This is a genomic window from Prevotella dentasini JCM 15908, assembly GCF_000614065.1.
In the GTDB taxonomy this organism is placed as follows: Bacteria; Bacteroidota; Bacteroidia; order Bacteroidales; family Bacteroidaceae; genus Prevotella; species Prevotella dentasini.
Window position 1 is genome coordinate 184,423 of sequence record NZ_BAKG01000002.1, and the last position, 13,147, is coordinate 197,569.

Annotated in this window: 9 protein-coding genes; all 9 read left to right on the plus strand. The window is 44.5% G+C overall.

The features are described from left to right. Positions 1-186: 186 nt before the first annotated feature. Positions 187-897 carry a 16S rRNA (cytidine(1402)-2'-O)-methyltransferase gene (gene rsmI, locus JCM15908_RS01805; protein WP_025002035.1) on the plus strand — a complete coding sequence of 237 codons (711 nt, stop codon included), beginning with the start codon at positions 187-189 and terminating at the stop codon, positions 895-897. Between the two features lie 56 nt (positions 898-953). Continuing rightward, complete coding sequence (locus JCM15908_RS01810; protein WP_025002036.1) at positions 954-1,868, plus strand: Cbp1 family collagen-binding glycoprotein adhesin; 915 nt, start codon at positions 954-956, stop codon at positions 1,866-1,868. Between the two features lie 479 nt (positions 1,869-2,347). Then, positions 2,348-5,662 (plus strand): SusC/RagA family TonB-linked outer membrane protein, encoded by a 3,315-nt coding sequence (locus JCM15908_RS01815; protein WP_025002037.1) that lies wholly within the window; start codon positions 2,348-2,350, stop codon positions 5,660-5,662. Between the two features lie 63 nt (positions 5,663-5,725). Continuing rightward, on the plus strand, positions 5,726-7,252 hold the full coding sequence (locus JCM15908_RS01820) for a RagB/SusD family nutrient uptake outer membrane protein (RefSeq protein WP_306303693.1): 1,527 nt from the start codon (positions 5,726-5,728) through the stop codon (positions 7,250-7,252). Positions 7,253-7,276: 24 nt separating this feature from the next. Further along, positions 7,277-8,098 (plus strand): zinc-binding metallopeptidase, encoded by an 822-nt coding sequence (locus tag JCM15908_RS11665; protein WP_306303692.1) that lies wholly within the window; start codon positions 7,277-7,279, stop codon positions 8,096-8,098. A gap of 132 nt (positions 8,099-8,230) precedes the next feature. After that, complete coding sequence (locus JCM15908_RS13980; protein ID WP_025002039.1) at positions 8,231-9,580, plus strand: DUF4302 domain-containing protein; 1,350 nt, start codon at positions 8,231-8,233, stop codon at positions 9,578-9,580. A 104-nt stretch (positions 9,581-9,684) separates the two neighbouring features. After that, positions 9,685-9,822 carry a hypothetical protein gene (locus JCM15908_RS14770; protein WP_159101293.1) on the plus strand — a complete coding sequence of 46 codons (138 nt, stop codon included), beginning with the start codon at positions 9,685-9,687 and terminating at the stop codon, positions 9,820-9,822. Next, the gene (locus JCM15908_RS01840; protein WP_148295490.1) at positions 9,819-10,895 is read left to right on the plus strand and encodes a hypothetical protein; all 1,077 of its coding nucleotides are present in this window, start codon (positions 9,819-9,821) and stop codon (positions 10,893-10,895) included. Before JCM15908_RS14770 ends, JCM15908_RS01840 begins: the two co-directional genes overlap by 4 nt. A 247-nt stretch (positions 10,896-11,142) precedes the next feature. Beyond that, the gene (locus tag JCM15908_RS01850; RefSeq protein WP_025002041.1) at positions 11,143-12,939 is read left to right on the plus strand and encodes a M6 family metalloprotease domain-containing protein; all 1,797 of its coding nucleotides are present in this window, start codon (positions 11,143-11,145) and stop codon (positions 12,937-12,939) included. Positions 12,940-13,147: the final 208 nt, after the last annotated feature.

The window sequence follows — 13,147 nt, forward strand, 5'->3', positions numbered from 1 at the left end:
TCTGGCATCAAAATCACAGTTGTGTGTGAGCATTGATGGTGGTAAGGTGTATTATTTATAAATAGGTGTAAATATATTTTCTTTATAAAAGGAATGTTATGCAGTTCGTATTTGTAAGGAGACGATATGTAAAAAATCCTAATTTATTTTGTTCTTCCATAGTTTTACTTTACATTTGCAACGATTATGGGTATTCTGTATCTTGTGCCTACGCCTGTGGGGAATATGGAGGACATGACGTTCCGCGCCATTCGCATCCTCAAAGAAGCTGACCTCGTACTCTGCGAGGACACAAGGACGTCGGGCATACTGCTGAAGCATTTTGACATAAAGAATCACCTGATGGCTCACCATAAGTTCAACGAGCATGGAACGTCGGCAGGGATTGTCAACAGGCTGAAGGCAGGTGAGACGATAGCCCTAATATCGGACGCCGGTACGCCGGGAGTGAGCGACCCGGGCTTTTATCTCGTTCGGGAAGCCATTGCGGCAGGCATTACGGTTCAGACCCTTCCGGGGGCAACGGCTTTCGTTCCGGCTCTCGTCTCAAGTGGTCTCCCGTGCGACAGATTCATCTTTGAAGGTTTCCTGCCACAGAAGAAAGGACGCAAGAGCCATTTGGAAAGTCTGGCAGAGGAACAGCGCACGATGATTTTCTACGAGTCGCCCTATCGGGTTGTCAAGACCTTGGAGCAATTCTCTGAAATCTTCGGAGTTGACAGAAAGGTCAGTTGCTGTCGTGAAATCTCAAAGGTGTATGAGGAAAGTGTCCGCGGAACATTGGCAGAGGTCATCGCCCACTTCAGGGAGAGAGAGCCACGGGGAGAGTTTGTCATTGTTGTTGCAGGAAAGGAAAAAGTTAAGAAATCGAAGAGGGAGGACAGGACAGAGGACTGATGTCTGTTCCCGTTCCACTCTAAAGTCGATAATAAAAAGAATAAAACGTATAGATTATGAAAAAGCTATTTGTTTTTGCAGTTTGCGGAGTTCTTGCACTGGCAGCTTGCAATCAAGAGAAGAAGCCGGCTATTAATCCGGCCGAGATTCAGAACGATTCACTGCGCGCTATCATTGATGCCCGAGACAATGAAATCAATGATATGATGGGCACGCTGAATGAAATTCAGCAAGGCTTTATTGCCATCAATGCAGCCGAGGAGCGTGTTACGCTCGCCAAGAATGGCGAGGGTGCTGACAAGACTGCTCAGATTAAGGAAAATGTCCAGTTCATTGCCCAGCGCATGAAGGAGAACCGCGAACTCATTCAGAAGTTGCAGCAGCAGCTCCGTGATACGGGTTTCAAGGGAGAAGAAATGAAGAAGACCCTTGCGCAGTTGACTACGCAGTTGGCACAGAAAGACAACGAGCTGAAGCAGCTTCGTGCCGAGCTTGAGTCTAAGAACATCCATATCAAGGAGCTTGACGAAACCATCACGGGTCTGAATACGGATGTGTCGAACTTGAAAACTGACAAGGAAAATCTGACCAACGAGAAGAATACGCTTCAGACGGAGAAGGCAAATCTTCAGACAGAAAGCAGTCAGAAGAGTGAGACCATCTCTACACAGGATAAGCAGCTCAACACGGGTTGGTATGCATTCGGTACGAAAAAGGAACTGAAGAAGCAGGGTGTCCTTGCGAGCGGTAAAGTACTGCAGGGCAGTTTCAACAAGAACTATTTCACAAAGATTGATATTCGCAATACGAAGGAAATCAAGCTTTTCAGCAAGAGTGCACGTCTGTTGACTGCTCACCCAAGCAGCAGCTACTCGCTTTCTGCCGATGCCAATGGTCAGTATGTCCTGCGTATTTCCGACCCACAGACCTTCTGGAGCACCAGCAAGTATTTGGTAGTTCAGGTAAAATAAGTTATTAGAGTTTTACACCTTATTATATATAGGCACCTCCAAGTCTTTGGAGGTGCCTGTTTTTATTGGTTCAACTTGTCGGGAAGATTCAGACAGCCTGATGCAGGGACATGCCTCCTTTCTTGAGACACTATAGAGAAAATGCGTTTTGCCTCTTTCTTTAGAAACATTGATAGTTATTGGATCTCAGATGGTGCATTAATCATTTTGTCATCTCTGTGTCTTTGTTTTACCCTGTGCGGTCAGTGGATCCTTTACGTAAAAATCTTTGTGGGCTGTATTTGCTGACAAATAGTATTTTATATAATATGGTGTTTTCGCTATTTTTTCTTAAGGAAAAGGCAGTTTCGCTAAAATTTATTGAAGATAATAATAAAATTCTTCCGAGAAAAGTTGCTAATTGGTGAGAATTTATGTAAATTTGCAAGCAAGTGTCGAATGTAATTAAAAATCTAATTTAAAAATTTATTGAGGTTTGTATGGGAAAAAGACTAAGTATGGTCCTGGCTTCTCTGTTCCTTTCTATAGGAATGGCGTTGGCGCAGACCACAGTTTCCGGAACCGTTATCTCATCTGAGGACGGTTTGCCAGTCATTGGTGCCTCTGTTATGGTCAAGGGCACCAAGGTCGGTGCCGCAACCGACCTTGACGGGCATTTCAGTTTCAACTCTCCAGTAAGTAATCCAACCTTGACCATCAGTTCCATTGGAATGAAGACTGTTTCGGTAAAGGGTGGAGAAAACTTGAAAATCACATTGGAACCCGACGACGAGTCGCAGCAACTTGGTGAGGTTGTCGTAACGGGTATGCAGAAAATGGACAAGCGACTCTTTACGGGTGCTACCACCAAGGTCGATGCCGAGAAGGCAAAGCTCGATGGTGTGTCCGACATCTCGCGCTCCTTGGAAGGACGTGCTGCCGGTGTGTCTGTGCAGAACGTTTCCGGTACTTTCGGTACCGCTCCTAAGATTCGTGTCCGTGGTGCTACGTCTATCTATGGTTCCTCAACTCCGCTTTGGGTAGTTGATGGTGTTATCATGGAGGATGTAACGCAGGTTGATGCCGACGCTCTTTCTTCTGGTGATGCTGCTACACTGATTTCCAGTGCAATTGCAGGTCTTAATGCAGATGACATCGAGAGCTTCCAGATTTTGAAGGACGGTTCTGCCACCTCTATCTATGGTGCACGTGCTATGGCAGGTGTGATTGTTGTAACTACTAAGAGAGGTAAGAGCGGTACATCCCGTATCTCCTATACAGGTGAGTATACAATGCGCCTTCGTCCAAGCTACAGCCAGTTCAATATTATGAACTCGCAGGAGCAGATGTCCGTATATAAGGAAATGTATAATAACGGCTTCTTCTCTTTCATGAACTCTTACCGTGCATCTTCAAGTGGTGTGTTCGGAAAGATGTATCATTTGATGAATACTTATGATCCTACAACAGGTCAGTACAAACTTCCTAATACAGAGGAAGCTATGTACAATTATCTCCGTCAGGCAGAGTATCGTAACACCAACTGGTTTGATGAGTTGTTCTCCAACTCTATCCAGATGAACCACTCTATCAGTATGAGTACTGGTACCGATAAGGCTCAGTATTATACATCTTTCAGCTTTATGGACGATCCGGGATGGACAAAGCGTAGCAAGGTTCAGCGTTATACCGCCAATATCAATGCTAACTATAACTTGAGCAAGAAGGTGTCCTTGAACTTAATAGGTAATGCCAGCTACCGTAAGCAGGAGGCTCCGGGTACTACCAACCAGTCTGTAAATGCTTTGACGGGTGAGACTTCTCGCGATTTCGATATCAACCCGTATTCTTATGCTATCAACTCTTCACGTACACTTGATGCTAACGAATTCTATATTCGTAACTACGCACCGTTCAATATCAACAATGAGTTGAGAAACAACTATATGAACTACGACGTTGTGGACATGAAGTTCCAGGCTGAGTTGAAGTATCGTCCTATCCGTAAGGTTGAGTTGAGCCTCTTGGGTGATTACAAGTTCTCTACTACTACCCAGACTCACAACATTACCGAATACTCTAATCAGGCTATGGCTTACAGAGCTATGGACGATGCTACTATGCGTGATGCCAACCCATGGCTCTATCTTGACCCAGACGTGCCAAATGGCTTGAAGCAGATTGTATTGCCGCGTGGTGGTTTCTATCGTGAGACCAAGTATAAGATGAACGCATGGGATGTTCGTGCTACTGCATCTTACAACGATGTATATAACGATATTCACATCCTCAATCTCTATGGCGGTATGGAAGTTAACTCCGTAGATCGTAACCGCTCGTTCTTCAATGGTGTAGGTATGCTTTATGAGCAGGGCTTGCTCGGAAGCTATGATTACAGGTTCTTCAAGCAGGCCAGTGAGGAAAACTCTATGTACTATTCTTTGAATAATGGGTATAGCCGTGAAGTTTCTTTCTTCGGTACAGCCACCTATTCTTATAAGGGACGCTACACCGTTAATGGAACTGTTCGTTATGAGGGTAGTAACAGACTGGGTAAGTCTACCAGTGCACGTTGGTTGCCGACATGGAATATCTCTGGTGCATGGAACGTACACGAAGAACCATGGTTCCAGAAGCTGAATCCGACTCTTTCTCACGCTACGTTGAAGGCAAGTTACTCTCTTACAGGTGATAAGCCGGTGATAACTAATGCGTTGACAATTATCGAAAGCTACAGCCCTTGGCGTCCTTTCAGTGTTGATAAGGAAATGGGTTCTAGCGTTAGCTCTTTTGCCAATACAGAGCTTACCTATGAGAAGAAGCACGAGTTGAACCTCGGTTTGGATCTCGGTTTCCTTGATAATCGTATCAGCGTTGAGTTGGGTTACTATCTCCGTAACAACTATGACCTGATTGGTCCGAAGACTACTATGGGTCTTGGTGGTAGCATCACACGCTATGCTAATGTGGCTTCCATGCGTTCTCACGGTGAGGAATTCTCTATCTCCAGCAAGAATATTGTTAAGAAGGACTTCCAGTGGTCCACTGACTTTATCTTCTCTCATAACAAGAGTGAGGTAACTGAGCTTGATACCCGTAACCGCGTCATTGACTTGATTTCTGGAGCAGGCTTCACTACGAAGGGGTATCCTTATCGTTCTCTCTTCTCTATGGACTTCCGCGGTTTGAACAATCTTGGTTTGCCGACCTTTATCAATGAGAAGGGTGAGCTTACTACAAGTGATATTGACTTCCAGTCTTACGACGTGAACAACCTTGTATACGAGGGTCCTACAGATCCAACGATAACTGGTTCTTTGGGTAATATCTTCTCTTATAAGGGACTTCACTTGAATATCTTCATGACCTATGCCTTTGGTAATGTTGTTCGCCTTGATCCGTCGTTTGCTCTGGCTTATTCAGACCTCACGGCTATGCCTAAGGAGTTCCAGAACCGTTGGGTAGTTGCTGGTGATGAGGCAAAGACGAATATACCTGCTATTGTAGACCTCCGTCAGATTCAGAATGATCAGAAATTGGGCTATGCTTACAGTGCATACAATATGTCTACAGCTCGCATTGCGAAGGGTGATTTCATCCGTATGAAGGAAATTTCACTCGCATACGATGTTCCTGCTAGCTTTGCACGTCATCTTGGTCTCTCTTCTATGAGTTTCAAGTTGCAGGGTACTAACCTCTTCCTTATCTATTCAGACAAGAAACTGAATGGTCAGGATCCAGAGTTTGCCAATGCTGGTGGTGTAGCTGTACCAATGCCACGTCAGTTTACATTTACAGTTCGACTTGGTATCTAATTCATAAACAATTTAATTTGTACAATAATGAAAACTAAATATATTGTTCTTGCCTTTGCAGCTATGACACTTAGCTCCTGCAATGATTATTTGGACAAGTTGCCAGATGATCGTGTAGTGCTTGACAAGATTGAAAAATTTAACAGCTTGTTGGTTTCTGCATACCCGCAGGTTTCTAACAACCTTGTGATGGAGATGTTCTCCGACAATGTTGCGGACAACGGAAGATCCTATGAAACGTCCATCTTGAAAGAGCAGGCATATAGGATGCAGGATATTGTAGAAACGGGTATGGATTCTCCACGTGCTGTTTGGAACGGATTCTATAATTCTGTTGCTACTGCTACTGAAGTGTTGGATAACATCCGTTTGCAGAATGACTCTGCTGCTTACGCTGGGCAGATTGCTGAAGCTAAGCTTTGCCGTGCTTATAGTATGTTCCAGCTTGCTAATACATTCTGTATGGCATGGAATCCGGATAAGGCTGACGAGTATCTCGGTCTTCCGTATCTCTATACCCCGGAGACCAACGTAAACACTACGTATACGCGTGGTACGCTGAGGGAGTTGTATGCGAATATCAACAGAGACATTGAGGAGGCACTTCCTGCAGTGGATGAAAGCTATTTCGCCACACCGAAGTACCACTTCAATAAGAAGGCTGCATACGCTTTTGCTGCACGCTTCAACCTCTATTACATGCAATACGATAAATGTATTGAGTATGCTAATTTGGTTCTTGGTAGCGACCCATTGAGCGTTCTTCGCCCATTGATTAATTACAAGACCTTGGGACGTAAGGACTTTGGTAATCTGTACGTGAAGTCTTCTGAGACTGCTAACCTCTTGCTTTTGCCGGCTTACTCGTTAGCCTCGCGCTTCCTGTGTACTACAGCCAGTCCGCGTTTCTTGCATAATAGCATTATAGCCTCTTATGAGACTATTTGGGTAGATATGCCTTGGGGTACAGGGTCTTCCGACAATACCCTCCTTGCTTCAACCAAGTTGTACGGAAATTCTCAAGGAGTAGCATACCCTAAGCTTGAGGAATTCTTTGAGTATACTGACAAGGTAAATGGCTCGGGCTATGTTCACATAGTAGATCCAGAGTTCACGACAGACGAGACTCTTCTTTGTCGTGCTGAGGCATACGCTTTGACGAACAAGCTGGACGAGGCGGTAGCCGACTTGAACTTTTGGGTGAAGTCCCATTGCGAGGAGGTTACAGGTGAGACTACTCGTCCTACTCTTACAAAGGAATCTATCAAGACATTCGTAGAGAAGCTTGACTATGCTCCATCTGTATTGGAAGGTAACCGTGATCGTTCTATGCGCAAAAAGTTTAATCCGCAAGGCTTTACCGTTGCCGAAGGCGAGCAGGAAGATATCTTGCAGTTCGTCTTGCACATGCGTCGTCTCGAGACTCTCTTCCAAGGTATGCGCTTCATGGATCTCAAGCGTTATGGTATTGAGTATAGTCACCGTATAGCCAATGAGGATCCTATTGTCTTCAAGGCTGGTGATCTCCGTGGTGCTATCCAGTTGCCTGCTGACGTTATCAATGCAGGTCTTGCTAAAAATCCTCGTTAATAACCTAAAACAAGTACAACTATTATGAATATTAAATATATTTGCATAGCGTTGTCATTGGCTTGCTCTTCCTTTGTGTTCACTGGATGTAGCGAAGACGATTTGAACAGCACCAGCGTATTCCCGAAAGAGAATACTGAAGGGGCAGCAAAGAGTGCTTTTGACAATTGGCTCGACAAGAATTACTTGCAGCCCTATAATATCACGTTCAACTATCGTTACAATGATAAGCTGACCAATCGGGGATATGATGTTATTCCTGCTGACTATGAAAAGTCAATTGCCTTGGCTAAGTTGGTGAAGCAAGTTTGGTTGGATGTTTATACCGAGGCTATGGGGCCTGAATTCCTGAAGACCTATGCTCCCCGTATCATGCAGCTGATAGGCTCCTACGAGTTCAATGCTGATGGTTCTCAGGTGTTGGGTACAGCTGAAGGCGGTTTGCAGATTATGCTTTTCGGTGTAAATGCCCTTGATATTGACAATCCCCGTATCAACAAGGATGATCCTTATGAGTCGCATGATGTTCTCCCTGCTGACCTGAACTATTGGTTCTTCCATACGATGCACCATGAATTCTGTCACATCCTTACACAGCAGAAGAGCTATCCTTTAGAGTTCCAACAGATTAGTGCCGGTACTTATCACTCACAGGACTGGGTGAATGTAAAGGATAAGGATGCAGCAAAGCAGGGCTTTGTTACTGGCTATGGTAGTGGTGAGTACAATGAGGACTTTGCTGAGATTTATTCTACTTACATTACCCTTTCTGCGGATGGTTGGAATGCTATTCTTGCTGAGCTGGTCCTGAAGGAGCTGCCATTATCAACAAGAAGTTGGATATGATGCGTTCCTATTTCACTACAAATTGGAATCTTGACCTTGACAAGCTTCGTGCAGTCATTATGGATCATTCCGATGAAGTGAAAACGATGGATCTCCGAACTTTGGATTAATTGATTAAATTATTACGACGTTATGAAGAAAATATTATATTTGTTCGCTATTTTGGCAGCTGCTTTCAGCGTATCTTCCTGTACCAATGAGGTTGAAGATATTTTTGGTGAGACTGCTGCCGAGCGCGCTGCCAAGGGAGTAGAAAATGTCCAGAAAATTCTGGAGGAAGCTCCCAATGGTTGGCGTATGGAGTACTATGGTGCCAAGTCTTTTGGAGGATACAATGTACTTTGTAAGTTCAATAATGAAAAAGTAACTTTTGCCAGTGAGAAGTTGGGCAAGAACCATCCTGCTGGTTTTGGTGAGGATGGAAAGGTGTTGACGAGCGAATCTCATTATCGTTTGGGTCAGAGCCAGGGCGTTCTTTTGTCTTTCGATGAAAACAGCAACATCTTCCATTATTTCTCTACTCCGAAGAATCCTGACGGCTATGGTACGGATGACCACGGATTTGAAGGCGACTTCGAGTTCAGTGTCGTTTCTGCTACTCCCGAGAAGATTGTTTTGTTGGGTAAGAAGCATCAGGCACGCATTGATATGTATCCAATCTCTGCGGATCAGACTTGGGAGAGTTATCTTAAGTCCGTTGAGGAGACTGAAGCATACATGGGTTCTCGTTCTTACACTCTCAAAGGTGAAGGTGTAGAAAAAGAAATAAAAGTCGTTCAGAACTATCGTAGTATGATATTCAGCTACGAGGAAGATAGTGTTACAAAAGATACAAAGAATGTGTCAGCTCCTTATATCGTAACTCCTGAGGGTTATGTACTCTACGAACCTGTTGAAGTTGACGGTATTAAGATTAGCACTATTCTCAAAGGCGATAAGGATGGTTTCTATTATCTTTCCGACAACAACAATATCTGGTTAGAGTCTGAAATTCCACCATTGTGGGAGACCCTTAAGGAAGGTCAGTGGTTTGTTGCTTACTCTGAGGTCGGCGAGTTTGCCCGTCCGGCTTGGGATGCTTTCCACGACAAGCTGCTTACCGGTGGCAAGAATGGTGCAGAGATGACATTATATTGGGCTTTCATTGGCACTTATCAGAAGCATGAGGCGTTCCATTTCCAGGCCGATAACGATTATGGTTATATTCCATTTACCTTCGAATCGGGAAGTGAAGACGGTTCTGTTGTGAAGATTAATTACAACACGGGAAGTGCCAACAAGGTAGGTCGTACTTATGTTACTGACTTTGCGCTTGAGGGTGTATTGAAGAGCTTTGCCGGATTGGGAACGAGAGTTCGTACTTTCAAGATTGAAACTGACAATCCTCGCCTCCCGACCTATCTTAAGTTGGTAGATCAGAAGGAACCGACCAATATTATCACTCTTTATGCAAGGGAGATAAACCTTCCGTTTAAGAATTAATTCTGAATCATCATATACTTGGAAGATGTCCATGAGGACTCTTATTCCTTATGGCATCTTTCAGGTTTGATAACATTTAATTTATAAATTAAAATCAAAAAGCAATGAAGAAGTTTTTACTTAGCGTAAGTGCTATCGCTTTTGCACTTTCCGTAAGTGCTCAAGCACCAGTTAGTGTAGAGTCTGCCATTTTGTCTCGTACAGCAGCCTCTTTGAATATCACTGCCTCAACGGAGCTTTGAGCCATGTGAAGGATTTCAGGGCAGCTGCTGCAAAGGCTAAGGCTGCACGTGCCAATGACGGCAATTCTATCTATGGCAATTATATCAGCAATAACATGCGTGATGGTGCCACCATTCACGAGTGTTACAATGACGTATTTGAAGTTGCTAACCTTGAGGATAATGGTGTAACCTACAATGTCCTCGTTAAACTTGGTGGTCTGAATATTGAGGGGCAAGCAGCTCAGGTTTATGGTGTTTATGACGCCGATGCCAAGACTATAACCATTCCTTCACAGGGATGCTATAACCACCCTACTTACGGTAATATTGATTATATTGGTCTTGCCGAAAGTGACAAGCCGGATTCATACAAGATTACTGATGAGGTTGTTTATACTCAGCAGGAAAATGGCAGCTGGGTTCCTAACGTATTAGCATGGGGCATGATGCTGAACGATGATAAGGCTGGTGAAATGAAGGGCAATCCTTGGAACCTCGGCTTCAACAATGTTCTTTACCCAGTGAACGCAACTATCACCGGCAGTACCGTAAAGAATAAGGAGTGGACAGATTTTGAAAGTATGGCATACGTTGACGACCAGAACGAAGTTGTAAATGTATACAACTTTGAAAATGGTTTTGCTGCAATTTATGTTAATGAGGATGGTGCCACGGTTTCTATGCCAACAGGCCAGCCTATTGTAGGTTTGCCTCAGTCGGCTATTGACGAGGGCTTTGGTGAGTCTATGAATATTACCGGTGTTAAGGTAGATGGTGACAATATCAGAATTGACTACGACGCAAAGTTCGTTCCCGGAACTATCTCTGCAACCGATATCACATTCCCGGACTATCTGTCCATTTGCTCTAAGGCTGTTGAGGATAACCTTTATCTGAGGGGTTGGTATCATGGAATTACCATCAACAAGCTCAAGGGTGTCTTCCAGGGTGCTACGGCAGGCGTTAAGGGTATCAGCGATAATGCTGCCAAGGCAAACGACAACCGTATCTTCAACCTTGCAGGCCAGCAGGTAGGCGAAAACTATAAGGGTATCGTTATCAAGAATGGTCAGAAGTTCTTGAAGAAGTAATGTTGTTATAGGTATTCTGAAATAATATGGTCGCAGCGCGAAAGTGCTGCGACTATTTTTTTGTTTTGCTTCATCGGTTTTCTGTGGTTATTGGGATTGGTCTTGCTGTGGATTTCTATACGAATATACCGTTTGTACTTGCTGTTGTCTATTTTCTTTTCCTGCATTTTATTTTTTTGAGGATTATTATTTTGTTATTTACAATTAAAAATGTATCTTTGGCGTGAAATTCTAAATAATCAACTATATGAGAAAGTTTTTAACTCTGGTTTTGCTGCTTTGTGCAGCGTTGTCCACTTATGCTGTACCGGCAAAGAAAGAGTGGCGCACATTTCAGCAGTCTGATGGGACTACGATTCAGCTGATGTTGGTAGGAGACGAACATCTGCACTACTACCTGACTATGGATGACAAGATTGTCGTTAAGGACAACGACCGTTTTGTCTATGCCCTTGCATCTGAAAACGGTCTGGCTCCGACTGAAATTCTTGTCCACGACATTGACCTCCGCTCATCGTCTGAAAAGGCGGCTGTCGCTAAGTTAGGTTCACAGGAAGAAGGGGTCAGACGTGCGTATGCCAAGGCACAGACAGAAGTGCATCCCCGTTCTAAACTTGGAGAGCCTATCCCTAATCTTAATGGCGACAAGAAGGGACTGGTTATTCTGATTTCATTTGCTGACAACGACTTCACTATCGAGAATCCACGTGAGCAGTTCCTTGACATGTGCAACACCGTAGGTTATAGCAAGCATGGTGCCGTTGGTTCCGTGCATGACTACTTCAGCGACTCAAGCAACGGTGCCCTGAACCTTACTTTTGACGTAGTCGGTCCATATAAGGCTGCCTACAATATGTCTTTCTATGGTAAGAACAACGACTATAACGTCCGCACACTTATTAAGGAGGCTGTGCGTAAGGCGTATGCTGATGGTCTTGATTTCACTCCTTACGATTGGGATGAAGACGGTTTTGTAGACCAAGTGTATGTTGTCTATGCAGGATATAATGAGGCACAGGGTGCTCCTGAGTATACTATTTGGCCTCATGAAAGTGTATTGGGTTACGGAACTGGCTACGACAACACGGTTACTGTCGGTAATAAAAGGGTGAATACCTACGCATGTGGTTCCGAATTGGCAGGCAGCGGCAGCGGTTCCACTCCTCGTTTGGACGGTCTGGGTACCTTGTGCCATGAATATTCTCATTGTCTCGGTTTGCCCGACTTTTATGATACGAGTTATAAGAGCAAAGGTGCCGATAAAGCCAACTATGGAATGTTTGTTTGGGACATTATGGATCAAGGCCCGTACAATGGCAATGGCTTCCTGCCACCTGCATATACGGGCTATGAGCGTAACTTCTGTGGTTGGCTGACTTATCGTGAACTCGACCCGAGCAAGCCTTGCAAGGTTGAGGGTATGAAGTCGGTTGCTGCCGGAGGTGAGGTTTATCAGATAAAGAACCCATATAATGATAGTGAGTATTTCCTCTTGGAGACACGCGAGGCAAGTACGAAATGGGACAAGGGTCTTAAGGATTTCCTTCAGTTCTCTACTGCTGGCGGTATGTTGATTACTCATCTGACCTACGTGCCGAGCCGCTTCTCTACCAATAAGGTGAACGCAGGCTCCTCTTATCAGTGCTTTACTCCTGTCTTGGCGGACAACGACCCCAACAACCGCTACAAGAATGGTGGAATGTTGAATCCCGGTGGTATCCGTACCGACCTTTGGGGTACTGCCAACCACTTCGAGTTGAGCACTACCACAACTCCTGCCTTTGATTTCAACCTCTCTGAGTTGGGTACATTCAATGGTCATCTGACAGAGATTACTTTCAAGAACAAGCAGTGCAGCTTTGTTTGGATGGGCGGTACCCAGTCATGGGAAGAGGCCAATCCTGCAGGCATTGCAGGTGTGAATGTTCTCACGGTAAAGGACGAAAAGGTTTATAACCTTAATGGCCAGTATGTGGGCACTTCTCTTGATGGTTTGCAGAAGGGTATTTATATTCAGAACGGTAAGAAGGTGGTGGTTAAATAATACTTCTTTCGTCAGTTCTATACAGCATATACCGGCAGGGCTTTCACAGCTCTGCCGGTATTTTTGTTTTTTGTGGTTAGGAGGATTAGAGGATATGAGAAAAGAATATGGGAAAAGGAGGGCGGTTGTTATTATAATTAGCGGCAAGCAGCTGTAGGGACAGGCCCCGTGCCTGTCCGAGCGCGAAGGGCAAATGCGGACAGGTACA

Excerpts from the sequence above, each read along its gene's own strand:
- JCM15908_RS13980 (WP_025002039.1), top strand. The coding sequence starts at position 8,231 with ATGAAGAAAATATTATATTTGTTCGCTATTTTGGCAGCTGCTTTCAGC.
- JCM15908_RS01815 (WP_025002037.1), top strand. The coding sequence starts at position 2,348 with ATGGGAAAAAGACTAAGTATGGTCCTGGCTTCTCTGTTCCTTTCTATA.
- JCM15908_RS11665 (WP_306303692.1), top strand. The coding sequence starts at position 7,277 with ATGAATATTAAATATATTTGCATAGCGTTGTCATTGGCTTGCTCTTCC.
- JCM15908_RS01850 (WP_025002041.1), top strand. The coding sequence starts at position 11,143 with ATGAGAAAGTTTTTAACTCTGGTTTTGCTGCTTTGTGCAGCGTTGTCC.
- rsmI (WP_025002035.1), top strand. The coding sequence starts at position 187 with ATGGGTATTCTGTATCTTGTGCCTACGCCTGTGGGGAATATGGAGGAC.
- JCM15908_RS14770 (WP_159101293.1), top strand. The coding sequence starts at position 9,685 with ATGAAGAAGTTTTTACTTAGCGTAAGTGCTATCGCTTTTGCACTTTCC.
- JCM15908_RS01810 (WP_025002036.1), top strand. The coding sequence starts at position 954 with ATGAAAAAGCTATTTGTTTTTGCAGTTTGCGGAGTTCTTGCACTGGCA.
- JCM15908_RS01820 (WP_306303693.1), top strand. The coding sequence starts at position 5,726 with ATGACACTTAGCTCCTGCAATGATTATTTGGACAAGTTGCCAGATGAT.